Annotated in this window: 16 protein-coding genes; 7 read left to right on the plus strand and 9 right to left on the minus strand. The window is 29.8% G+C overall.

Features of this window, described 5'->3' with window-relative positions:
• Nucleotides 1–266 precede the first annotated feature (266 nt).
• Genes hinT through QJQ40_RS02155 form a run of 3 tightly spaced genes read right to left on the minus strand, consistent with a single transcriptional unit; the run spans nucleotide 267 to nucleotide 4,352 of the window.
• Nucleotides 267–602, minus strand: coding sequence for a histidine triad protein HinT (gene hinT, locus QJQ40_RS02145; protein ID WP_282860998.1), 336 nt, complete (start codon nucleotides 600–602; stop codon nucleotides 267–269).
• 24 nt (nucleotides 603–626) lie between these two features.
• Nucleotides 627–2,228 (minus strand): HinT-interacting membrane complex lipoprotein P60, encoded by a 1,602-nt coding sequence (locus QJQ40_RS02150; RefSeq protein ID WP_282860999.1) that lies wholly within the window; start codon nucleotides 2,226–2,228, stop codon nucleotides 627–629.
• A 15-nt stretch (nucleotides 2,229–2,243) separates the two neighbouring features.
• Nucleotides 2,244–4,352 (minus strand): HinT-interacting membrane complex protein P80, encoded by a 2,109-nt coding sequence (locus QJQ40_RS02155; protein WP_282861000.1) that lies wholly within the window; start codon nucleotides 4,350–4,352, stop codon nucleotides 2,244–2,246.
• Nucleotides 4,353–4,510: 158 nt separating this feature from the next.
• On the opposite strand from QJQ40_RS02155, the gene QJQ40_RS02160 reads away from it, so the two are divergent.
• From QJQ40_RS02160 to QJQ40_RS02170, 3 genes are read left to right on the plus strand one after another with little or no spacing between them, the layout of a single operon-like run.
• The gene (locus tag QJQ40_RS02160) at nucleotides 4,511–5,854 is read left to right on the plus strand and encodes an HAD-IIB family hydrolase (RefSeq protein WP_282861001.1); all 1,344 of its coding nucleotides are present in this window, start codon (nucleotides 4,511–4,513) and stop codon (nucleotides 5,852–5,854) included.
• 20 nt (nucleotides 5,855–5,874) lie between these two features.
• Nucleotides 5,875–6,840 (plus strand): DnaD domain protein, encoded by a 966-nt coding sequence (locus QJQ40_RS02165; RefSeq protein ID WP_282861003.1) that lies wholly within the window; start codon nucleotides 5,875–5,877, stop codon nucleotides 6,838–6,840.
• Between the two features lie 14 nt (nucleotides 6,841–6,854).
• Complete coding sequence (locus tag QJQ40_RS02170; RefSeq protein WP_282861004.1) at nucleotides 6,855–7,817, plus strand: hypothetical protein; 963 nt, start codon at nucleotides 6,855–6,857, stop codon at nucleotides 7,815–7,817.
• Nucleotides 7,818–8,607: 790 nt separating this feature from the next.
• Here QJQ40_RS02170 and pepF read toward each other — a convergent pair.
• Nucleotides 8,608–10,431, minus strand: a complete 1,824-nt coding sequence (gene pepF / locus QJQ40_RS02175) for an oligoendopeptidase F (RefSeq protein WP_282861005.1) — start codon at nucleotides 10,429–10,431, stop codon at nucleotides 8,608–8,610.
• A 176-nt stretch (nucleotides 10,432–10,607) separates the two neighbouring features.
• On the opposite strand from pepF, the gene QJQ40_RS02180 reads away from it, so the two are divergent.
• The 4 genes from QJQ40_RS02180 to QJQ40_RS02195 all read left to right on the plus strand — a co-directional run bounded on the left by QJQ40_RS02180 (nucleotide 10,608) and on the right by QJQ40_RS02195 (nucleotide 18,714).
• Complete coding sequence (locus QJQ40_RS02180) at nucleotides 10,608–12,722, plus strand: putative immunoglobulin-blocking virulence protein (RefSeq protein ID WP_282861006.1); 2,115 nt, start codon at nucleotides 10,608–10,610, stop codon at nucleotides 12,720–12,722.
• Nucleotides 12,706–15,183, plus strand: coding sequence for an Ig-specific serine endopeptidase MIP (mip, locus tag QJQ40_RS02185; RefSeq protein ID WP_282861007.1), 2,478 nt, complete (start codon nucleotides 12,706–12,708; stop codon nucleotides 15,181–15,183). Before QJQ40_RS02180 ends, mip begins: the two co-directional genes overlap by 17 nt.
• Before the next feature lie 69 nt (nucleotides 15,184–15,252).
• Nucleotides 15,253–16,566, plus strand: a complete 1,314-nt coding sequence (locus tag QJQ40_RS02190) for a hypothetical protein (protein ID WP_282861008.1) — start codon at nucleotides 15,253–15,255, stop codon at nucleotides 16,564–16,566.
• A 1,101-nt stretch (nucleotides 16,567–17,667) separates the two neighbouring features.
• Nucleotides 17,668–18,714 (plus strand): zinc-dependent alcohol dehydrogenase family protein, encoded by a 1,047-nt coding sequence (locus tag QJQ40_RS02195; RefSeq protein ID WP_044286150.1) that lies wholly within the window; start codon nucleotides 17,668–17,670, stop codon nucleotides 18,712–18,714.
• 891 nt (nucleotides 18,715–19,605) lie between these two features.
• On the opposite strand, the gene QJQ40_RS02200 is transcribed toward QJQ40_RS02195, so the two are convergent.
• Genes QJQ40_RS02200 through QJQ40_RS02220 form a run of 5 tightly spaced genes read right to left on the minus strand, consistent with a single transcriptional unit; the run spans nucleotide 19,606 to nucleotide 26,066 of the window.
• The gene (locus tag QJQ40_RS02200) at nucleotides 19,606–20,979 is read right to left on the minus strand and encodes an MSC_0618 family F1-like ATPase beta subunit (RefSeq protein WP_282861010.1); all 1,374 of its coding nucleotides are present in this window, start codon (nucleotides 20,977–20,979) and stop codon (nucleotides 19,606–19,608) included.
• Nucleotides 20,980–20,981: 2 nt separating this feature from the next.
• Complete coding sequence (locus tag QJQ40_RS02205; RefSeq protein WP_044283904.1) at nucleotides 20,982–22,508, minus strand: MSC_0619 family F1-like ATPase alpha subunit; 1,527 nt, start codon at nucleotides 22,506–22,508, stop codon at nucleotides 20,982–20,984.
• A complete protein-coding gene (locus QJQ40_RS02210; protein WP_282861011.1) occupies nucleotides 22,508–24,736 on the minus strand; it encodes an MSC_0620 family F1-like ATPase-associated subunit in 2,229 nt (742 codons plus the stop codon). Before QJQ40_RS02210 ends, QJQ40_RS02205 begins: the two co-directional genes overlap by 1 nt.
• On the minus strand, nucleotides 24,729–25,199 hold the full coding sequence (locus QJQ40_RS02215) for an MSC_0621 family F1-like ATPase epsilon subunit (protein ID WP_282861012.1): 471 nt from the start codon (nucleotides 25,197–25,199) through the stop codon (nucleotides 24,729–24,731). The genes QJQ40_RS02210 and QJQ40_RS02215 overlap by 8 nt, the downstream gene beginning before the upstream one ends.
• Nucleotides 25,200–26,066: an MSC_0622 family F1-like ATPase gamma subunit gene (locus QJQ40_RS02220; protein ID WP_196242493.1), complete on the minus strand. Its 867-nt coding sequence runs from the start codon at nucleotides 26,064–26,066 to the stop codon at nucleotides 25,200–25,202.
• Nucleotides 26,067–26,090 lie beyond the last annotated feature (24 nt).

Genomic DNA, 26,090 nt, shown 5'->3' on the forward strand with positions numbered 1-26,090 from the left:
AGTTTAAATAGTAGTTGTATTTTTTTATGATTTTTGTTGTTTAGTCCATAAATTGATTTTTCCAGTGTTTTAAAATAGGTAATTAACTTTTGCCAAAAAAGTTAAAAAAGTGCCCAAAACCGGAACTGTTTTAAGATTATCTCATCAAACTGGGAAACTCGGGAAGAGCAAAAAATTATAATTTAGTTGAAAGAATTTTGAAAGTTTATGTAAAATAAAATTCCCCTTTTTTGAGATTTAATTCAAAAAAGGGGAATTAGTTATTACTATTCTTCTTTTTTATAAAACGGAATAATGTGAATGTGTGTGTGAAAAATTGTTTGTTTTGCATCTTTTTCGTTATTAACTTGAAGTCTAAAACCAGTTGCCCCAAGCTGCTTAACTTGTTCTAACGCTAATTTTCTTGCAATTTTTACTAAATAAGTAAGATCTTCATCGGAAATGTGGAATAAGTTTCGTGAATATTTTTTAGGCACAACTAAAAAATGTCCAGGTGAAACCGGAAACTTGTCAAAAAAAGCGATAACTTGATCATCTTCAAAAATAATTTTTGCTGGTGATTTTTTTGCAATAATATCTAAAAATAATGTTGTATTTTCCATTTTTCCCCTAAAATTTTCTAAGAATTAACTAATTTTTACAATTGGGTCCTTAGATTCGATTTTATATCCAATTGATTCAAAAAAGTTTTTAGCATCACGGAAAATTCCACCTTGATCAGCAAGATATAATGAATAAGCTAGTTTTGTTTTTTGTTCTTGGGTATTTCAAGGTGTATTTTCAAGCGAAAAGTAGACTTGTTTTGTGTTATTTTCTTCAACTATTTTATCATATAGAGGAGCTAATTTGTTATAATATTTGACCGATATTTTTGACAAATCAGAACTAACTGCCGCAATTCCATTATCAATTTTTGGTAAATTTTGACCTTCAGCATTTATTTGAGGATTGTAAAAGACTTTATTTTCATCCCAGCTAACATCAACATTGTAATAAAATTTTGATGAATTTATGCTAATTTCGACAAGAACACCAACAGCAAATTTATTAGCATCATTATCTTTTGTCGGAATTACGTTCTTAATTTTATATGATACTCCTGGGATCTGAGCAGGAATTTTGAGCTCAAAGTCAGAAATTTGGACTTGATCTTTAGTTTTTTTACGGTCAAAATTTGGACTTAGCTCAACAGGATACATTTTTGCTTGATTGATTAAGTTAAAGTTTTGGAAATCTTTAGCTGACCAAAGAAGATTTGAAGCTGGATCTAAAAAACCAGATTTAGTTTGACCTTGAATTCTAAGATCATTAAATTGGAAGGATAGATCACCTAAAGAAGCATTTTGACGGTATAAAATTCCGACATATCCAAGCAATAATGTTGTATCAATCTCGTCATTTTTACCAAGTTTTTCAAATTGTTGCTCTTTACGAGTTAATCTAGAATTAATATTTTCACTACGTAAAAGTGTGTTAAAAGTATTAGTATCTTTAATTTTTAGTTGTGAAAAAGTACTTATACTATTTGGGTCGCTTGATTCAAATTGCCAAACTTGAACCGGATTTTTTGTTAACATTAAATGAATTAGAAAAAAATCTGGTGAATTTGGATCAATATTTTGAAAAATTTGCCGTGATGTAAAGGATGTTCTTGTCGAAATACCATCTTTGTAAATTTGAGAATCTTTAATTAAATTTGGCTGATCAAGTTGAGTTAAATAAGCCTTAACTAGCAACATTTTATTTACTTCACGGGCAATTCCGGTTGAAAAATTATTGTATAAAACAATAAAAGCCTGATCATTAAAAGTCTTATTATAACCAGCTTGAGGTGATAAAAGTGCAAAATCACTTGCTGAAATTGCATTAGTGCTTTGTAATTGGGCAATTAATTTTAAACTATAAGTTGGATCCAAACTAATTTGGTAGTTTTGGTAAAAATCAAAAGCCGCTTTTGCTTGGGTAAAAAATTGCGAATTTGTATTTGTAAATTCGCTAGCAAGTGAATTTGAACCGGTTTTGAAAATATTTTGGGCTAAAATATTTTCAACATAGGCATTTTCAACAAAATCCTTAACATCATTTGAACTTAGTTTTCGATCTTCATCAAATCTTTGTCCTGAATTAACATCAACGGTGCAAGAAACTAAAGCACTAAAAGATGTACCTAAAACTAAGAAAAGCGGTAATTTTTTTAAAAATTTGTTTTTTTTGGGGTGATTTTTCACAAATGTTCCTTTCAACTAGCGACTAAATCGAAAAAGACTTTCAAGTTTGTCAATTATCGCCTGGCGCAACTCTTTTGATGGATCGGCTTTCAATTCTCAACGTTCTTTTTGATTATTATATCAAAAATCTGCGCTTAAATCATTTAAAGTTGCATTGGAAATATAATCCTGTAACTTTTGGTTAATATTTAAAACTTGAGAAAGAACGTAAAAATTCAAAAAATTTTCTGATGATTGTAAAACTGAATTTAAAAAGTTGGTTTTTTCTTGCTCAACTGTTGTTTTTTTTGAATCTAAAAGTTGTTTTTGATAATTTGCATCACGAACTAAAAGCGACTGAATAAAATTATTATTCGAAATATCGGCAAAAAGTTGACTCATATTTATTGTTGAATTTTGTTTTGAGTCAACTTGATTATTAGCGCTTAATTGCAATTGGTGCGAAATTATTTTGTTAAAGTCTTCAAGACTACTAATTTTATTTAAACTCAAAACTTTCATCCCTTTTGAGTCAAGCACTAATTTCAAATTACCACCTAAATTATAAACTAAATGAGTACGATTATCATTTTCATCGGCACCAAAAGTTTCTAAAAATGCCCTTCCTGCCTGAGCAAGTTCATTATCAGAAAGCCCTTGAATGTATGAATGAAGTCGTTGATTTAAACTTCTAATTTCACTAATTGGCTTAGAATTTAACTCAGAAGGATCAACAAGTAAACTTTGGGCATTTTTAAAGAGCAAATCTTTAAGTTTTTCCATTAAAGTTTTGCTAAATAACTTTTGTTTTGTTCCACCTGAGGTTGAATTATCTAAAAAAGCAAAAATATAACCAGCTTCATTATTTGTTAGAGTTTGACTAAGTGAAGCAATCGGAAGTTGTCCTAAAATTTCAGCACTTTTTTTGTTATTTTCATAATCCAGAGTAGAAAGTAGAATTTTATCTTGATTATTTTGAGTTGGATCAGTAGAATTTCCACCTTTAAAATTTTCAATTAATTCCAAATTATTGCTAACTTGTTCAGCAAGTGATGATTCAGAACTTGTTTTTAAAACTTTATAAGTTAAAAGTTCTTGGAGAGTTTTTTTATCAACAGTTCATGGAGATTTTGCATCTTTTGCATTTGGTTTTGCATTAATTGAAATTTGTGAAATTTCAAAAAAGTTGAAATTTCCGGCCAAAGGTGCTTTTGGATCAAAATAAATTTCGTTAATTATTTTAGTCGGATTTACATATTCTTTAATAAAAGAGTTAGTAATAAAAGCAGAAATTTTAGGATCATTTGATGCTGAGGTCGGATTTGGACTAACAATATTTGGCCCAAAGCCGTTTTTGCCAATCTCAATTAAGTTAGCAAATAATTTTTCGCCTTTTTTATAAACTACTTGTCCTTTTTCGTCCTTAATATCATCTTTCAAAATTCGATCTTCGATATCACTTTTAGTAAAATTTTTATTAATTCCCAATTTAAAACGGGCAAAAGCTACATTTTGTGCTGCATTAATTGAAAGGGCTTCAACTGCTTGATCAATATTAACAGCATTATTAAAACGTGGATCTGAATTTAAATACTTATTGAATTCAGTTTCTCAATTATTAAAGCCAAAAGTGGTTTGGTATCTACTACGCTCATCATTAAGAAAATTTCGTTGGGATTGGCGTATTTCTTCAAAGGATTGCAATGTAAAGCGGCGGGAATTTCCTTGAGTTTTGTCAGTGTTTGTGTTTTCCCAGGCTGCTTGAAAAACTTTGGATGCTTCATATTCTTGATTATATAAAAATTCAATTAAATATTTTTGAGCTTCACGGAGATCATCGCGCTGTTTTGAATTGTCAGATTTAAAAACACTCAATAATTCTTCAACTTTGATATTTTTGTCTGCAATAGGGGACTTAAGAATTACTATATTGGATTTAGGGTCGCGAATTTCTAGATTAGTTTTAGAACCACTTGAATAAGACAAAGGAATTCCAACCCCAAGGCCAATTACAGTTAGAAAACCGGCAGTCAAAGTTATTGGAATTCAAACTTTTTTGGCTTTGGCCGGCGCTTTTTCTTGTTGTTTTTTTCTTGAATCTGAATTCAAATTGGCAATCTTTTGAAATATATTTTGCTTTTTCATAAATAAATCCTTAATTTGTACTAAAACTCAAAATTATATTATAATTTAGTAACATTAAAAAACATTTTTTCAACTAGAAAAAACACTTATTAAAATATTATATAATTTTAGCATTTTTTATATAATTTTGCTGAAAATATTGCAAATTTGGTTTAAATATGTTCTATAAAATTGCTTTTATCGATCTTGATGGTACCCTTTTAGACATTGGCAAGGGCAAAAATGCCCAAATTTCAGATACAAATTTGCATTCAGTAAGAAAATTATCTAAAGAATGTAAAATTGTAATTTCAACAGGAAGAAAATTTTCACCTGATATTGTTAATATTGGCGAAAAAATTTCAGCAAATTTTTATGTCTGTCAAAATGGCGCCGAAATTTATGACCAAAATTTAAATTTAATCTTTGAATCCTCCATTAATCAAAAAATTGTAGAACAAATTCTCGCTTTTGCAAAAAAGTGAAATGTTTCAATTTCATTTGATTCAAAAGTTATTTTTTCACATTCAAAAAGTTTTTTGAAACTTTTTTCAAAATTTTTTTCAAATTTTGAAGTAAAAAACATTAACAAAGTTGACTTACCAAAAAGTGTCAAAAAAATTTTGATTTTTTCACCTAATTTTTTTAAAATAAGTAAATTTAGAAAATTACTTGAAGAATTTTTTTCTGAAAAAATCCAAGTTTATACTATTGAAAAGGGATTTGTTATTGAAATTACCGATTTTAACGCCTCAAAAGGTCAAGCCGCCGTTTTTATCTCAAAAGTTGCTAATATGTCACTAAATTATTCATTTCATATTGGCGATTCTGAAAACGATATTTCAGCAAAAAATGTTGTCAACACGTTAATTTTGATGAAAAATTCGCCCAGAAAACTAAAAAAACACGCTCATATTGTCGGCTATAAAAGGAAATTCGGGGTGGCAAAAGCGCTTGAAAATTTCATTTTCAAGCCAAAATCTATTGCTATAGTTGGGTTTTATGCAAGCGGAAAAACAACTTTTTTAAAAGCGGTTGAAAAATTTGGATATTCTGTTTTATATACAGACGAATTTTATTTTAATTGTTTTTTAGAAAATAAGCCATGTTTTGAAATAATTAAAAAGTTTAAACCTGATTTTATTCATGACAACATCCTTGATAAAAATAAACTTCGTGATTTTATGGTTGAAAGTCAGCAAAATCGTGACTTTATTGAACAGAAAATCTATCCAATTTTAGAAGAACATTTAAAAAGCAATTATTATCATTTTGTCGAAATACCTAATTTATGGACAAAAAATGCAGATTTTCACGCCTTTTTTTGAAAAACTGTCTGAATTAGCACTTCGAAGAAACAACTACTTTTAAACATTAAATCCAAAAAGGTCAAAAAAGAAGTTTGACAAAAAAACCAGGCATTAAATGGCAATAAAATAAAATTTTATAATGTCAAAATCTCAAATTCAAGGTGAAAAAGGCCATCATTTTTCCCAAAATTTTTCACCAAAATTTTTAAATAGGGCTACAATTTCACTTTGCTATGCATTCCTGTTATGTAATTTCAAATTCTGATATTGATCAAAATGATTTAAATAATTTGTTATATTTTTATTTTCCCGTTGTTAAATTTCAAGGTTATCTTTTGTTCCAATATTTTTTAACTATCAAAAACACAAACGAGCCAATTAACTTTGATTTTTTGGACAAAATTTACAGTATTAGTCTTGATAATTTTAATAAAACTCGTGAAATTTTGGAATGTCTAAATTTAATTCAAACCTTTTATGATTCCCAAAAAGAAAAATATTTTATTGAAATAAAAAAACCTTTAAATTCTGAGCAAATTGACAAAAATCCTTATTTAAAACCGCTAATCACTGAAAAAATTACTGATAAAAGATACTTGAGTTTGATATCAAAATTCAAAAATAATTTTGAAAAATTTGACTCTAGACAAATTGAGACTGACAATTTCCATAATCTTTCAAAAAAATTTTATGAAATTTTTGGACAGAATAACCAAAACATTTCAACTATTTTTAACTGTGTTAAAAATACTGACAACAATGAAGCAAAAAAAGAACTAAACTTTGAAAAATACCACTTGTTTTTAACTGGATATTCAATGAAACCGCGACTTCGGAATTCACTGTTAAAATATGTCGAAGAAAGAAGTTTTTCTAATTGAGCAATTAATAATGTTATTGAATATTGTTTTAAAGTTGGTAATCAAGTAAAATTTAATTATATTAAAAAGATTCTTGATAGTTTGTGAGATGATCAAATTATTAGTGGCGCAGATGTTGAGCTTGAACTTGAAGAGATTTTTAGAACAAAAATTAAAAATAAAAATAAATCTGAAAGTGCAAAAACTAAAAAAATAATTGACCCAGAATCAAGTCCTAAAAAAATCGCTAAGACAAAAAGTCCTAAAAAATCAAAAGTTGAAGCACCTGAAATGATAAATGCAATTTCCTGATTTATTGATGAAAATGAAATTAATTAAAAACTAAGTAAAATATGACAGAAATTCACCCAAAAACTAAAAAAACAACTAGCAGTAATTCCAACAACAAAGAGATAGCAAAATCACTTATTAACGTTTTAGAAAAAATTTTAACTAATGATGATCATGATAGCTCTAAAAATAATCAAGTTGTTAAAAATGATAAAAATGAGCTTAAAAATAGTCAAATATTAGCAAATTTAGATGAAAAATTTTTAGACTTAACTTATGAATCAGCGCTTAAAAATCCAAAATTTGCCAGTTGAATTAAACAACTCAAAATTGATAAAAATGAGTATTACGAAAATTTAGACCTTTTTTGGCGCGCAACTGAGTGAGAAAAGTTTCCTAATTACAAATTTGAAATAATAAGAGCACCTGAAACAAGAAAACTTGAAGAAAAATGTGTTTTTCTCTGATCAGAAGACAATAAAAAATGAGCTGAATTTTTACTTTTGCCAGAAATAAGTTTTCCTAAATTTAAAGATTTTGTCAAAATTATGAAGCAACTCAATGTTGGAAAATTTGGCCAAATTTTACCTTTATTAGAAAAGTTTAAGCTTTATTTAAATAAAAACAAGGTCAGCGAAACTTTGGTTTACTGAACTAATTGAGATAGTGTTTCACAAACCTTACTTTTGAAATCTTTTACAGTTTTTTTTGCACTTCGAAAAATTAATGTCGGCTACTTTAACTTGTCTGAAATTTGCCAATTTATTACCGAAAACAAGACAAAATTAACGAAAAAATTAAAAAATGTTGATGTTCTAATTGTTGAATTAGATATAATTAGTAATTTTACAACTTGATTTTTGGCTGAATTAGAAAAAGTTATTGCCGAAAGAATAATCACAAATAAACTTACAATTTTAAGTTTTGATTCTGATTTTTATAACAAAAGTGGTAATCAAAAAATTGCTAACCTTATTAAATATCACGGCATAAATGGCTTTGACTGACTAAATGAGAATAATTAGTTGTTTTTTAAATTTTGGATAAAATATTTAAAATTTGACTAAAAATCGATATTAAATATTTTTTTACCTTGTGTTTACCAGTTTGATGGCAAAAATTCAGTTTTTATTGAATATAAATACGCAAAAATACCCGTAAATCCGGGTTTTTTGACCTCAAGTCTTAATCTTTATTATTTTAAAATTAACCTTTTGCAAAAAAAAAAAAAAAAATGCTTGGTCAAAAATAAAATTATGTTATAATAACACTCACTAAGAATAAATTAATAAATTTTGATATTGAATTAGGGAGGAATTAGTTATGTTTTTGCCATAAAAAAATCAGAAAATGCGAATTTTTCCATTATATTTTTAAATATGATGGTATGCCTTAAATTTACCCGTTTAGAAATCTTCAAATTTAGGGCTTTTGGTTATTGCTCTTTCAAAACTTCATATGTTTTTTTAGGCTCGCTGCAAATAAAAACGAGTTTTCTATTTACATTGAGTTTAAATAGTAGTTGTATTTTTTATGATTTTTGTTTTTTTACCCATAAATTGATTTTTGCCAGTGTTTTAAACTAAAAAAGCAGTTTAGATATTTTATAATTTTGCTTTTTAAGTAAAAAGCCGAAAAACCGGACACTTTTTTAAGATTATCTCACCCAACTGGGAAACTCGGGAATATCACGGAAAAACGGCTTTGACTGACTAAATGAAAATAATTAATTGTTTTTTTGTTCAAAAAAGCAAAAAAAGCATGCGAAAAATAATCACATGCTTTTTAATTTTGGATAAAATATTTAAAATTTGACTAAAAATCGATATTAAATATTTTTTTACCTAGACGAATATACTCATCAATTTGACTTTCAAGAAGTGTAAACGCTTGACGGTACATTTTTGGATCGCTAAGATCAACGCCAGCTTGTTTGAGAATTTCACTTGGTCAATCAGAGCCACCTTTTGAAAGGAAATTTTCGATGTAATTTTCTATTGCTGTTTTTCCTTCTTTTTTGTATTTCTGGAAGAAAACATTAGCAGCAAGATAACCAATTGCATATTTATAAACATAATATCCATAATAATAATGAGGAACAATTACACTATAAATAAAGGATTTTTCGTCAATTTCATCATCATTTGGTTTATATTTTTTAATTATTTGTTCGTAAACCTTAACAAAATCATCATATGAACCAGTTAGCTCACCACTGTCCATTTTATTATATAAAGTAGCCTCATAATCAGCCCAAATAACTTGGCGTTGAACTGTTGAAATAAAGGTTGAAATTTTTTGGAAAACAATATCGAATTTGAGCTTATCATCATCTTGATTTTTCAAAAGATAATCATCAACCATTAATTCGTTAAAGATTGAAGCTATTTCGGCAAGAAAAATTGGGTATGAACTGTTGTGATAATCTTGGTGTAAATCAGAATAATAAGAATGAAGTGAATGTCCTAATTCGTGAGCTAAAGTATGAACTGAATTAATTGTAAAATCAAAGTTCATAAGAATATATTTTTTTTCAAGACCGTAAGATCCACCAATTGAATATGCTCCAGAACGTTTAGAAGGCACGTAGTGATAGTCAATTCAACGATCTGAAAAGGATTTTTTAACAATCTCTACATATTCTTCGCCCATTGGTTCTATAGATTTAAGGACAATTTCTTGGGCATCTTCAACAGAATAATTATCTTTAATCTCAACAAGTGGAACTAAACGGTCTCAATGATTCATTTTTGTTCCAAATTTTGCTTTATAAAATTGTTTTTGAGCATGAAAAAATTTATCAAAAATTGGAAAAGCAGCAGCGACATTACTAAATAAGTTTTGCAAATTATCTTCTAAAAACCGATCAGAAGACAAGCAAGCTTGAATTAATGAAGGGTAATTTCTTGTCTTTGCATCAACTGAGGCAGATTTAATATGTTGATAAAATAAATTTGCAAAAGTATTTTTATGTTCCAAATAAGCTGAATAATAATTTTGATAGGCTAATTGACGAACATGAGGACTTCCGGTTTTTAAATAATTAAAGTAATTTGTCGAATTAAGTGGTAATTTATCACCTTTTTCATCGATAATATCGGCAAATTTAGTTTCTGAATTTGAAAGAATTGAGAAAATTTTATAAACTGAAACTTCACCAAAAGATGTTTTTGTAAGATATTCTTCAACTTGATCATCAAGTTTGTGTTTTTTATTATCAAGTCGATAATTTAAATCTTTTAAATAAGGTTTTACGCGTTCATCATTTATTCAGTTGCGAATTTTTTCTTCATTTTTGTAAAAAATAACATCAAGTGAACCTAATTTAGCCTCAAATTCTGACATTAAGAAAGAAAATTTTTCATTAAGTTGGCTAAAAACAGGGCTAACAACATTTGTGCTTATGTTGTTTGAAATGTAATTATAAATTTTGTTATATTTAATTCCAAAGTCTTCTTCAAGTTTTTTAAAATGAAGAAAATTTTCAACATTATCAAATTGTTGATCCTTCATTTCAATTAATTTTTGCGAAATTTGGACTATTTCGGCAAAATTCTCCTCAACTGTTTTACCTTCAAGTAAAACTTCTAGGTCAAAACGATGCTTTTCAGGAATTTCTGAGTATTTTTTAAATTGCATTTCTTCTCCTTTGCTTTTGTAAAATTTCGCCCTTAACTTCAAATATTACATACATATAATTTAATTTAAGGAAAAATTAATTTTAGAATATAATTGTACCTTATTTTTTCAAAATTCAAATCCTAAAAAATAAAAAAATGTTATAATTAACTAAAAGAAACACTTGGAGGGTGACAATGATTTTTTTGACAAAAAGAGGCAAAATTGTTCTCTTGGCTGCCACGCCTATAATTATTATTCCGGTTGCTAGCGCTCTTAATCAATATTTAACATCGCTAAATTTTCCGGCTTTTGAAAACACATATTCAAACTCAAGTCCATCAACAATTGCCAAAAACGAAATCGATAAAGATCTAAAATTCAATTCTCCAGTTACAAATGCAATTTTTAAGCAAAAAGAAGAGACTAAACCTAATCAAACTCGAAAAATTGAAGATACAAAACAGCCAATTATAATAAAAAACCCTGAAAAAGTTGAACAAAAAAAGCCAGAAATCGCCGCTCCACAACAAGCGCCAACTTTAAAACCAAAATTTGCACCTCAAAGTGCAACTTCAGGTCCAAATTTAATAGTTGGTACTGAATTAAATCGCCTCACCCAACTCGCCTTACAACGAAAAGCATCAGGATTTAGTGCAGAAATTAAAAAACTCGAATCTCGTATTGCTAATATCGATGCACAAGTAAAAGAAATAAATCGCTATTATGACGAAGAATATAATAGAAATAATGGTGATGATGCCCCTGGTTCACGAAGAAGTTGAGAAGAAGGACGCAGACTTAGTTTGTATTCCTGTGAGCCTGCAATTGATTGTCCAGCAATTCGGCTTGATCAAAATAAAGCCGAATTAGAGCGTCTAAGACGCGAAGCAGCTAACCCAAAACCCTTAACTGCCGAGGAAATTGAACTTGTAAAACAAGGTTTGTTACCTGATGCTGACAATCCTTATGCTTGAGGTTATGATGATGAGGCTAAAAATCCAACGCTAAATCGGCTAAAAGCTGAAAATCTTAGCCGAGTTTTTAACACTCCAAGTTATTATTCTCGAGTTTCTAGTTCAATTTCAAGCCTTGAATACACTGGTTGGACAAAATCTGACGTTTCAAATGAATTTTCAAACATTTTTATAGAAAACGGTGTCTCAGGTAATTCAATCAAAATTTACCAATACACCCCAAATGAACAAAACGAAGACCGCGCTAATCGAAGTCCAATAAAAGCAATTGTTCTAAATGCCGATGATGCTAATGCTTTTGATAAATTTCAAAAAATAATGAACCAGGCAATCAAGCAAGACAATAAAATCCAAGCTGTTGTCCTTCAAAATGTTGGTTCCCTTAATTCATTGCAAAATATTGATCCAATTCTAAAAGCAATTCCTCCTTCAGTTATTAAATTGACTTTATTTTTAAATAATCCAGCGGCAACTCGCGGACTAAGAGGACTTGAAAATGTCAAATTAAAAGAATTAGAACTCTATTCAGATTCAAATGCGGTTTCACAACATTGATCAATTAATCCAAATGCATTGAAAAACGTTGATTTTATTAGTTTTGACTATCAAAATCAGTTTAATGTTACTAAAAATTCAGGCGAAAAACTGCCTTCATCAATAATTTTTAACACACTTCGGTTTGACAAGGGTGATGATGTTGCTAAAATCAACGAAGGTCTTGAAATTGTTTTTAATTCCAAAATTAACCAACGTGTTTTTCAAGGTAATTTTGGTGGCAAAGGTGGTTGACCGACTTTTTTAGATTTTTCTGATACAAATATCAAAACTCTAAAAGGAATTTGGTTTGACGAACTTAACCGTGTTTATAATATAAATGTTGAAAATTGACCTGAACCTTTTGCAAAAGAAAATTTTAAAGGCAATCGAACTTTAAAATTCAAACGAATGATTTTTCAGCCCGACATTGTTGGCGGGGCAGATGCTTATGTTGTTGATATTTCTGATTTTGACGGCGCCCAATTTAGTCAGCGGTTAGCTTTTGGCGATCCACCTCCACCACCAACTGAAATTCAATTTAAGCGAAATGGTCAAGAAATTTACGGAATTCCTCTTTATTTAAAAGGTCAAAATTTAACTGGAGATGCAAAAAACCAACTTGAATCTTTCATTAGGGCAGCAAATGCTAATGGACAAAGACGAATTACCCAAATTTATGTCGAAAATGATGGGTTAAAATCTCAACTTGGCGGTCAAATTGGAAATGTTTTAATCCAGACTAAAATTGCTAACCAAAATAGTGAAGAAGAAGGAGACAGCTATGAAGTTGAGGTCTAAAATTTTATTTTTGTTACCTAGCATTTTACCAATTATTGCTATTTCATGTGCTAATGTTGACTCTAATTTAAAAAGTATTAGTGATGTTGAAAAATCTTTAACTGATCTAAAAAATAAATTCGACTCTTCGCAAAATAATAGTTCAGAAAACCTAAATAATTTACTTACAAAAATTAACGAAGAAATTCAGAATTTAAAAAAAATTTTAAATTCTGATAAATTAGGCAAATTCAACCAAGAATCAGAAAAAATCCTATCAAAACTAAGCACTTTTTCTGATAATGACTTACAAAATCAAGAAAAAAATGCGGAATTTCAAAAGACTTTTTCCGAACTTGTTAGTTTAGTTCAAAATCAAAAAGAAACTCCAAAACCGCAAAATCCAAGTCCAAGTCCTAACCCAAGTCCAAGCCCAATCCCTGATCCGAATCCAGATCCAGGTCAAAATCCAGGTCAAAATCCTAACCCAAATCCAAATCATCCTCGCCCTGAGACAGTTTCGCCTGAAAAAATTTCATCTTTAACCCCACAAGGTCAAACTTTTTCGATCTGAAGAGATAACAAACGTATTGTTGAAGACCAATATAAATATGATGACCCTAAAAAAGAACTAGAATACCATCGAAGTTTAAACAATATTTCTAGTCAAGGTGGATTTACTACCGCAAGTGTTTTACAACCTCGTCCTGAAAGTTTCAATCTTCCAAGTTCATCTGTCCTTGAAAAATTAAACCAACAGGCAAAAAATGCTAACCAGCCTTACTATCAAAATGCTCAGTTACGTGGTTTTTCTTTACCTGAAATTGGAAGTGATGGTCAAATCAAAGGTATTTTAATCAATAATTTTGTACAACCTCCAGCAGTTCCGGCTTATTGAGGCCAGGAAAAGCGAACCGGCGGATCAAATCGCAACGGTTTACCGCGAGTTTTACCAAATGATACTTATCGAAAAATAGCTAAAAATTCGTTTTCTTTTGGAATAAGAAATGGTAAACAACGCGATCCTAATGACAATATTGAAAATCCTGATGCAACAAAACGGGTAGTTCGTTCGGATATGTCTTTTGGAACAGCGGCAATTCTTGACTTTGAAAAAACAGAAAATGGATCTTATCCACTAAAATGATTTTTCATAACAAATGCTCACGTTGCCGGAAGTTTGCGACTTGCAAATGACGTGCCGACTGACAAATTTCAAGTCTGAGGCCGTGATGAGTCAAATTATAGTGAACAGTTTCGCCAATATAACACTTGAACAATTACTCTGAGAAAACTAAAAAATACAACTCCAGTTCATTCAAAATTGCCAACATCAATTGGCGAAGGATTCGAGACTTATTATGATAGCGAAGAAGTTCGCGTTAAGGAATTAGAAGGTAATTTATATAATAACGGTCGGGATGGCCAATATGAACGTGACTCCCTACTTGTCAACGAAACGCCAAAAAAACCTTTAAATGTGCGTACAATTGTAATTGGAACAAACGCGCTAAAGTCTTCACCAAAAGACTTTTCTTCACAAAAAGTGTACCAAAATATTGAAGAAGTTCTTGATTTTGCCGTTGTTGAAGTTAATTTTGACAACGAAACTCAAGCAAGAAAAATGACTCAAGACTATTTTGATGCAGCTCAGCAACAAAATCATTATCAAGGCCGTGAAGAAAACTTCCTTGACCCTAAAGTTTATGAAAAAATTCCGCCAACTGATTTCTACGGTTTTGGTTGGCCTTCAACACAAAATGAAAGTCAAAGAACGCTTGATCGTTATGAAAATGCAGCTGATTTTGCCACCAGACGCTTCCAAGTTTCACCTTGATTTAATAAATCTGAAAATCTTTATTTTAATAACAACCCTCAAGACAAACGTTGAGAAAAAGGTGGCGAATTTGCTTGAACTCGCTCATACCGTTCTTTTGTAAATTTACCCGGAATTACCGACTATTTTATTACAAATCCAACGCTAACAAGTTCGTATTTTGAAATTCAACACGCACCTAATGAAAAAGGTGATGTTTCAAGTCCTTATTTGATTTCAGGGCAAGGCTTTTTAATTGATAATTTTGCCTCTGGTGGTGGAGTTAGTGGAACTTCAATTCGCGACAGCAATGAAAAAGTTTACGGACTCCAATTTGCTTCTGATAATGCTGCCTCAGCGGCTTTTGTTCTGGCTTTACGTTCTTATGGATATGACTATAAAGGTTATTATGGAAAATATAATTTACCTGCTTATGATATAATTTATGGGTCAAAAAACCAATTTAAGTCCTATTTTGATGCAATGTTACAACTTTATGGCAATAATTCTGACAAAAAATTAAAAACTAACTTATTTCCAGATGGCTTTAGCGAATCAACACGAAAAGACGTTTTTGCCTCAAAGTCTAATGTTGTTAATTTGCCAGAAGAAATTCAAAAACGCACATATTCACGGGTTGTATCAAAAATTGAAGAGGGCAACTAAGTTTCTAAACTAAAATTTTTCACTATAATTAGGTATGATATTATTATTTTTTTATAAAGTTGGACTTTCATGAAAATAGCAAGACATTGTGTCATTTTGAACAATTATATTAAATTTTCAAACTCCTATTTTATTAGAAAGGGAGAAAAAGGACTGCAAATTCTTGCACTTTCTATAATTTCAGTGGTTTTTCTTATCATTTTTGCAATTGGGGCTGGCTTACTTTGAGACAAAAATATATGATGAGTAGGCCCTGCAGCATTTTGACCCTTACCCTTTGTTTGAGTTTATTTTGTTTTAGGTCTTTTTCTTAGAAAAAAATTTGTTGATTATTTTGATAATAATTCCATTGCTAAATCTATAAAATTTTTAAAATTATTTTTAATAAGCAGGCTAAGTTTTGGACTTTTGCATAAATTAAAAGATGAAAATTTTGACAAATATTATAAAAAAGCCAATGAATTAGCAAAAATTAACCCTTTAATTGTTTTTTGCGGACCTTTTGCCGAAAGTATGACTTTTTTAAAATCAGGCCAAATTAGTAATATAGATTTTTGTACAACTTCTAATTTACGTTATGATTTAGGGATTAAAAAAACAAAAGTTCTTGATAATAAACAAATCACTGATCCTTATGATATATCAATTAAAAGTGAAGAATTTAGTTTTATTTTTGTACCAAAAAAATATCAAACAACTGTTGAAAATTTAACAATAACCTCACCAGTTTACCAAATTGCAAATAAAATTAACAAATTTGTATTGCTTTCAAATATAAAGAATTTAAGTCAAAATTATGAAATTGAATTCAAAAATACTATAAATGATTTAAAAGAAATTTCCAAATTTAATTTACCTTTTACAAAAACTAAACTTTTTCAATGCTATTTTGATGCAATTTTGCAAAAAAGCCAATATATTTTTGTTTTAAACCAGGACAAAATACTGAATAATATTCAAAAAGTTGATTTAAATTTACTCATTGAAAATTTCACTGAAAACATCGAGTTAACCTTGGAAAATCCGTTTTCAAACTATGGAAAACCTTTGAAAATTTCAGTTTTGGAATTAATAAAAGAGCTTGAGAATGACACTAAAATTAAAAATTTACGTCTTGCGTTTGATAATGATTTTTATAAATTTTTTAACGATATAATTTTACCCGATCCTCACTATAAATCTGACTCGCCATTGCTCGAATTTAGCTCAAAAGACGAGTTTAATATTTTCAAAGAAAAACTCGGAATAAGCAATTTATCACTAAATTATTTAAGTCCAAATTTAGTATTTTCATATAAAAATGATCGTAGCATTGATATTAGACATATTTTTGCAATTTTTATTGCTAAGAAATTTAAGGAACTAGAAGAAAATGAAAAATAATTATCAAAAAATTTCCTTATATTATAAATCAACAAGTACCTTTGCATAAATCATTTTTCGTTGATTTATTTTAGCAATAGTTGTGGGACTAATGGCCGCCGGAATTTTATTTTGGAATCTTTATGACCTTCCGGTTCCTCCATATATTTATATTTTTATTCCCCTTTGCATTTTGGTTGTCCCTTTGTTTTTACAAACATTAATAAATTCTATTTATTTTTTTGTTAGTCCAAAAATTCTTGGCAAGCTATTAGAAAAAAATTGGTTTTTGTGACTAAGTACAAAATTAATGAAAAAATCTTGGAAAAATATGACAGAAATTTTATTACACCACGTTGACTAAAAAATTTTTAAATAGCTGAGTTTGTCAGTTTGATGGCAAAAATTCACTTTTTATTGAATATAAATAAGCGAAAAACACCGGTAAATCGGTGTTTTTTGATGCTAAAATCTTAATCTTTATTATTTTAAACTTTGCCTTTTGCAAAAAAAAAAAAAAAAATGCTTGGTCTAAAATAAAGTTATGTTATAATTAGCATCACTTAAGAATAATTAATAAATTTTGATATCGAATTAAGGGGGGGATTAATTATGTTTTTTGTCGTAATAAAATAAGATAGTGCGAATTTTCCGTTATGTTTTTAAATATAATGGAATGCCTTAAATTTGACCGTTTAGAAATCTACAAATTTATGGCTTTTGGTTATTGTTCTTTCAAAACTTCATATGTTTTTTTAAACTCAATGCAAATTAAAACGAGTTTTCTATTTGCATTGAGTTTAAATAGTAGTTGTATTTTTTTATGATTTTTGTCAGTGTTTTAACTAAAAGAGGTAGTTTAAATATTTCATATTTTGCTCTTTAAGTTAAAAATGCCGTAAAACTGGAAACTTTTTTAAGATTATCTCATCAAACTGGGAAACTCGGAAAAAATTGGTTTTTGTGACTAAGTACAAAATTAATGTCAAAACATTGGATAAATAAGGCGGAAATTTTACGCTACGTTGACTAAAAAAATTTTCGATAAAAATACTTATTTATTATAAAAAAAGTTATATAATTATTTATGCAAATAATTATATACGAGGTCATTATATAAAAATGAAAGCATTAGTTTATCGTGGTGATCACAGTATCGCCCTCGAAGATGTTGACAAACCAGTTATACAAAAACCAACAGATGCAATTGTTAGAGTTACCAAAACAACTATTTGCGGTACAGATTTAGGAATTTTTAAAGGTAAAAATCCCGAAGTTGCCTCAGGTAGAATTTTAGGTCACGAAGGTATTGGTATTGTTGAAGAAATAGGTTCAAGTGTTTCTAATGTTAAAGTAGGTGACAAAGTTTTAATTGGCTGCATAACTCCATGTGGTAAGTGTGACAACTGCCGTGTACAGTTATATTCTCACTGCCGTGAAGCAGAAGGTGGTTGAAAATTCGGTTACATGATCAACGGAACCCAAGCCGAATATGTAAGAGTTCCTTTTGCCGATAATAGTTTATATAAATATCCTGATACAATTTCTGACGAAGTAGCTGTTATGTTATCAGACGCGCTTCCAACTGGACACGAAATTGGTGTTCAATATGGTCAAGTTTCACCTGGTAAATCAGTAGCAATTATTGGTGCTGGCCCAGTGGGAATGGGAGCACTCTTAACTGCACAACTATACTCACCAGCTAAATTAATCGTGATTGATTTTGACAAAAACCGTTTAGAAAAAGCCAAAGAATTAGGAGCAACTCACACACTAGTTCCTGATGAGACATTATTAGACAAATTACACGAAATTGTTGGTCCTGATGGTGTTGATGTGGCAATTGAAGCTGTTGGACTTCCACAGTCATGAGACACTTGCCAAAAAATTGTTAAACCAGGCGGAAATATTTCTGTAGTTGGTGTTCACGGTAAAAAAGTCGACTTCAATCTCCAAAATCTCTGAATTAAAAACCTCACCGTAACAACCGGACTAGTAAATACAAACACACTACCAATGCTAATTAACGCTGTTTCAACCGGAAAACTACCAGTTGATGGACTAATTACCCACCGCTTTAACCTTTCTGATATCATGAAAGCTTATGATACCTTCTTAAATGCATCTGACAATAAAGCAATGAAAATTTTCATTGACGCGACAAAATAAAGTTATTATTTTCGTTTTATTATTTGTAAATTGTTTTGTAAGACTCGCTACTTTAAAAGTGCGAGTCTTATTTTTTTATTTTCAATTTTTAAAATAAAAAAATTTAGTTATAATTAATCTTGCTAAGAATGAATTAATAAATTTTTTGGATATTGAATTAAGTGGGGATTAATTATGTTTTTTTGGCTAAAAAAATCAGAAAAAGCAAATTTTGGACTGTGTTTTAAAGATAGTGCAATGACTTAAATTTGACCGTTTGCAAAAAAAAAAAAAAATGCTTGATCTAAAAAAAATTTTCTGTTATAATAAAGTCACTAAGAATGAATTAATAAATTTTGATATTGAATTAAGGGGGAACTAATTATGTTTTTTGTCTAAAAAATCAGAAAATGCGACTTTTCCGTCATATTTTTAAATATGATACAATGCCTTAAATTTAACCGTTTAGAAATCTATAAATTTAAGGCTTTTAATTATGGCTCTTTCAAAACTTCACATATTTTTTTAGGCTCGCTGCAAATAAAAACGAGTTTTCTATTTGCATTGAGTTTAAATAGTAGTTGTATTTTTTCTTTCATTATGGTTAGATTTAGAATTCAGTGTTTTTGCTTTGATTGTTATTTTCCTGGGTTTGCCAGTTTGATGGCAAAAATTAAGACAAAGGGTTGAATTTAACACTTCAAATCAACAAATCATGTTTAAAAATCCGATAGTGTTCCTAGTGAACCAAATATTTGAAATAGGTAATTAACTTTTGCCAAAAAAAGTTAAAAAAGTGCCCAAAACTAAACCAGGACACTTTTTAAAGATTATTTCATCAAACTGGGAAACTAGGAATAAAAAAATTTCCCCTAAACTTAAGGTGAAATTTTACTTTGTGATTTGAAGTTTTTAGACTTCCTTTTTAGCAAGATCATCAACTGAGCCGATAAAGGCGAATTCTGATGGGGAAATATCTAAAAATTCACCATCAATAATTCGAATTACTGAGTCAATTGTTTTTTCAAGTGGAACATAAACTCCAGGTTCTTTAGTAAAGGCAGCGGCCATAAAGAAATTCTGGGTGAAAAAGTTTTCAAGTTGAAGCGCTTTACGAACAATTATTTTACTTTCAGCATCAAGTTCATCAAATCCAAGAATCAAAATAACATCTTCTAAGTCTTTGTATTTTTTCATAATTGACTTAGCGGCAATAATTGCATTAAAATGTCTTTCACCAATAACGTTTACCGAAACTGAGTTTGAGGTTGAAACCAAAGGATCGAAAGCTGGGAAAATATTTCTTGACATTTTATCACGTGAGAGTACAAATGAAGAATCAAGGTGAGTAAAGAGCGAAATAGCCGCTGGATCAGAAAGATCGTCCATTGGCAAGAAAACAGTTTGGAACGAAGTAATTGAACCATTTTCATTTTTATAAAGGCGATCTTCAATAAAAGAAACATCAGAGTCCATTGTTGCATGGTAACCACCGATTGAGACATTTTTTTCAAGGGCACTTGAGACTTCATTAGTAGCCTGGATAAAACGGTAAATGTTGTCAATAAACAAAAGCACATCTTCTTTTTCGTAGTCACGAGCATATTCAGCAGCTGTAACTCCCATTGGCACAATCATTGAACGTGCGCCAGGAGTTTCGTTCATTTGGGCAACAAACATTGTTGATTTTGACATTAAATTTGACTCTTGAAGTTCTAAGAATAACTCAAGACCTTCACGGGAACGCTCACCCGAACCAACAAAAATTGACGAAACTTTTTGTCTTTGTTTTGAAACGTTAAAAATTATTTCCTTCATCAAAACAGTTTTACCAACTCCAGCACCACCAAAAATTCCAATTTTATAACCTTCAAAAATAGGTACAAAAAAATCAAGCGCTTTAATTCCAGTTTCAAGCAATTTGTGACGAACATTAAAATTTTCTTTGGTAACATTAACTGTTGAATTAATTGGAATTGTTTTTGGCTTAAATTGGGCATTATTTTGTGATTGGGCTAAAATGTTAAAAACTTGATTTTTAGCAGTAGAACCAACTGGAACTTGTAAAAAAGTTAGTGTATTGACAACTTGGTGACCAACGGCAATTGGCTGAGATTTAGCAATCACAATTGCCCGAACTGTATTTGCATCTAAAATTTTTTTAATAACCAAAACTGTCGTATTTTGGTGCATTGTTAGAGCTTGTTCAAGTTGAATTTTATCAAGATCAGTCTGAAATTTAATTTCAGCAACATTAGTTCAAATTTGGGAAACAAAGCCAATCATTTTTATCTACCTCCGATATTTTGGGCTTTTTGCATTATTGAATCAAGTAATGACTGCTCCATTTTTGGAAATGCAAGCGGAACTTCGAGTTGAGTATTTGTTGTTTTTTCCAAAAATTGGTTAACTACTGTTGCAAAATATGAACCAGCGAGCTGATCGTCAATAAATTCATTATTTGTGTATTTGGCAAAAATTTGTTTGGCAAACGGATCAGTTTCAATTAAGGCCTGAACAAAATTCACCACTTTTGTAGGATCAGCAACATCTTTTAAAAGACCTCAAGAAATTATTTTTATTCCCATTAAAACACTTGTTGGTGAATAATAAGAATAACCTTTTTGAACTAAAAACTGCTCAACTTGTGATCCTTTAAAAAGTAAATCTGAAGTTTCTTTATTAAGGTCATAGTCTAATTTTGCCAATTTAATTTGCTTTTGGTAGTTATAGTATAATGATGAAATTTCTTTTGAAATTGCACGAATATTTTTTGCTTGAACTGATGAACCTGTCCGCGAAACACTAAGCCCAATATTTACTGCAGGAATTTTACCTTCGGCAAAAAGTGCTGAAGAAGTAATAATTTGACCGTCAGTAATTGAAATTACATTTGAAGAAACAAGTGCGGTAATATCATTGTCGACAGTTTGAAGAATTGGCAAGGCTGTAATTGATTTTCGCCCAATAAAACGACCGGAACGCTCTAAAAGTTTTGAGTGGGCAAAGAAAATATCAGCCGGAAAAGCTTCTTTTCCAATTGGCTGATTAGTTAAAAGGGCAACCTCACGCCAAACACTTGCATGTTTAGAAAGATCATCAAAAACAATAACAACATCGTAATTATAACTAAGATTTTCAGCATGCGCCATTGCAAAATAAGGGGCTAAATATTGGTCAAACGGACTTGTTGAAGCTGCATGAAGAACGATTGTGTTATTCATTGCCCCATTTTTTAAGAGATCATGGTATAAAGAGACTAAATTTTGCCGTTTTTGACCAATTGAGACATAAATACATTTTGTTGTTGGCGAGTTTTTCTGGTTAATAATTGTATTAATTCCAATATGTGTTTTTCCAGTTTGACGATCGCCAACAATAAGTTCACGCTGTCCAAATCCAATTGGGTTAAAAAGATCGATTGACAAAATTCCGGTATAAACTTGACGATCAAGCAATTGACGTTGTAAAACACCGGCGGCAGTTGCAAAAGCTGAATGACGATAAGTTAAGAAAGTTTGTGGTCTGACTGATTTTGGTTCAATTATATTACCAGAAAGATCGATAATTTTCCCAAAAAATTCCATTGAAGTGGCAACACGGTCAAAATCAGGTAATTCAACTAGTTCGTCATTAATTTCAACTTTACCTTTTTGGTTGTTAAAAAGTAAATAAGCTTGCATGTATGAGGCTTGAATTACTACCGCTTTAATTTCGGGTTTATTTTTAATTTGAAAAAATTGCTGTTCTTTTCAGTTGTATTGTCCTTTAACTAAAATAACATAGTCTAAAACTGAGGCGACACGTAATGACATTATTTTTCTCCTTGTTCTTGATTTTCAGAATTATTTTCAACTTTTTTTAATTGATTTTTTTTATAAACTAGCAATCTTGAAATTACAGCAATTGAGACTAAAATTACTGAAAGTGTCCCGACTATTAAATAAGCAAGATTATTTGCTAATCATTGACTTTGCTGTTCGCTGTTGAATTGTTCAATAAGTGCTGAAAAATTCTGAATTGGATCAGAGTTTTGTTGAGAGTTATTTATTGAAGAAGATCCTTGATTTGCCTGAGGTTTTTCGTCAAAATAAGCAACATGACCTAATATTTGGTTTAAAAGATTGATTTGGCGCCCAAGTTTAGTCATTGCCACAAATTGATTAACTAAATTAGAACTTATTTTGTTAGACTCATTATGAAAAAGGGCAACTTTTTCGTGTGCCTGAGCAAAATAACGGTTAATATCTTCGCGAGTTAAGTTTAATTTTTTGAGATTTTCGTCAAATTGTTTTTCTTTTTGCTCGGCAGCTGCTTTGTCAACTGCATTTGGTTTTGCCAAATATTGGAAAAATTTATCTTGAAGAACAATTAGATTTAAAAAATAAATTAAATAATAATGAGACCAAGCTTTATTATTGTCAATTTCTGATTTTTTTAAGTATGACAAAAACTGAAATTGTGAAGCCGAAAAAACCGTTGCATTAGAAGAATTTATATAATCTTGGGCCAATTTTTTCTGAGCATCAAGAAAATCTTGGTTATAAAAAACTTTAGTTAATAGATAAAAGAAATTATAAATTGTTGTCTGTGAACCTGGAGAATAATAGCGAATTTGGTCAAAACTAAACTGGTCTTGAATATTCAATGTTGAAAAAAACTGGTCAATTACAGCAGTTACACCTAAATTTGAATTGTATAAATTTGTTGTTATTGCTTGTATTTGTGCCGGAGTTGCCCCTTCAGGAAAATCAGTGTAATGGGGAGTATCATAGACTTTTTCGGCTTTTGACTTGTCAGCCGGATCACGAACTTGATTAACAAAGTCAACAATTTTTACTTTTGCGTTAATTTTGTTCCCATCAAGCGAAACTGATTCAATAAAGTATTTAAAACGTGAATTTAACGGATTTAAGAAGAAAAAAATGTTATTTTTTTCTTCTTGTGATGTTGCTGGATTATTATAAAGTTGAACTACTTCATTAAGCGGCCTACCTGCATACTGAGGAGCAATAATTGGCGGCAAATCGGGAGCAATTCGCACTTCAAATTCAGGTTTTTCGGCCACATCAGGCGGATTTTGGTTAGTAATTTTTTTAATTGCAAAATTAATTTGTTCTTGGGCTGATTGAGATGAACTTGGATTTGGCAGTTGATTTAAAGTAAAATCAAGTAAAAGTGACTGTTTTTCAAAGTAGTTTTTAATTCAGTCATTTCAAGAAGTTATTCCTTCTTTGCCAATTGGTTTACTTGCTAACAAAAGGTTTTCTTCAGTATCAGATTTGTCGGCAAATTTGTCAAGGTTAAAATTCTTTTTATAAACAGGAAACTCTTCTTCTTTAAAAAGATATTGTTTATATTGGGATGTAAGTCCTTGAAAATAAGTCTTAATTCGGTTTTCAAAATCTTTACCTTTGAGCGTGTTTGGAACTTCTGTTACTTTTGACGTTTTAACATTATTTATTTTTTCATAATTATCATCGTTGTTAGTTCCTCATTCAAGACCTTGGTAGTTTTCTTTGTCAAAACTAACATCACCACGTTTTAGTTTTAGATTATTGGCAAAAGCAAAAGGGCTAATAATATTAAGACCAAATTGACTTGGATTCTTTTTTAGACCTTCACGGTTTCGCTTAAAATAATCACGAAGTTGAATTCAGAAAAAACTTTGCTGTAGTTTTTCTTCAAGATTATCACGAGTTTTTGAAGCAATATCAGCAAGTTTAATTTTAATATCTTCATCAACTTTATCAATAAATTGGTCAATTAATGATTCTTTTTGGGCTTCTCAGTATGCTTTGTTTTGCCTTAGATCTTCTTCAGTAATTGGCTCAGCCTTTTTTTCACTTGTGCCTGCTGAGGATTGTCCGCCAGAATTTTGTCCAGGATTTGCTGGTGGATTTGCAGGATCTGGGGCAGTTTGTTGAAATTCAACAACAGCAGGACTAAAAGTTGAAGCTGATGAAAGGAAAAATAAAGATGAAATTGAAAAGACTGATAAAATAGGCGCAAAAACTAGTTTATTTTTTAATTTTTTAGACATGATTCACCTCGGTTTGAACTAAAAAAAACAGTTGCATCAAACGGTTTTGTTCATTTTCTTGTTTGGCAAGCATATAATTATTATACAATTCTAAATTTGAGCTAAGCTCTAAATTTGCTTGCATTTGCAATTTGTGCAAAAGTGTGTTTTTGCTTTTTTGATTTGATTTTTTCTGAATATAATATTCTTTTTTATCAGTTTTATAAAAAATCAAATCATCATAAAGTCGAATAGAAGCGCTGTTTTCTAAGGAAAAAAGTAATGATTTGTGGGCAAAAAAATAAAAAACCCCGAAAGAAATTTCGATTTTTATGAGCGAAAAATCAAGATTTGAGACAATAAATGGTTCAAGTGGTGCAAAATATTTTTCCTGTTCGATGTTAATATATATTTTGCAATCTTTAAAATTTATAGTTTTATTTTCAGGGGTCAAAATTCGGAAATTTCAAAGTTGTGATTCCATTTAAAAAATTCCTTTCGGTTTGCTCTTAATCAAGTTTAGCTCCTCAATTTCTAGCTCACGTTCAATTTTTAAAATTGTTGTCTTAAGACGTAAAATTTTCTCCTCGATTTCTTTTAAAAGGGTATTTTCGTGAATAAGTTTATTTTTATAGACGATAAATTGCGACTCAAGTAGCAAAACCTGCACTGATGTTGCAAAATATGTTTGAATCTGGGTTTGGTAAAATTCTTCAAAATTAGGGAAAAAACGGACTTTATCAAGGTTAGCTTTGAATTTGTCAATTGTTTCTTGCGTTGTTTCCATTTTAAATTCAAATTGGTTCAAAGGGAAAATTGTTGCAATAAAATTAGGGATTTTATTTGAATAAACGGCCATTTTTACTGATGAAAACTGACGAGTTTTGAGCCCATATTCAATAACTTGACCAATTTTTACTGAATTTTCAAAGGAATTGTCTAAATTTTCAAAACTAGTTATGATTTTCATATTGTTTTTCTTTGCAAAATTAATTGCCCGAACACCAAGAGGAACAATAAAATCTTTTTCAGTATAGTTTTCTAAAATTTTAGCTTCAATTTGATCAAAAAAGTTTTGCGTATATTTTTCATTTGATGAAGGATAAATTCAAAGATTAATATTTTGACGGGCAAAAGCTTTTTTTGTTAGTAGTGACAATTTTGCGCTAAATGATCTTTGTGGACTAAATTGGGCAAGTAAAAACTGGCCAATCAAGAAAAATTCATAAACATTTCTTATAGTTCTTAAAAGAAGGTTGATTTGGATTAGAGAAATATTACGATTTAAGGAAACTAAATCATAAATTTTGATAAAATTATCTCTTTTTTCCTTTTTTTCATTTATGTTCATAATCTAAAACTCCCAAATTAAAGT

It is taken from the genome of Mesomycoplasma ovipneumoniae (genome assembly GCF_030012565.1).
GTDB lineage: Bacteria > Bacillota_I > Bacilli_A > Mycoplasmatales > Metamycoplasmataceae > Mesomycoplasma > Mesomycoplasma ovipneumoniae_D.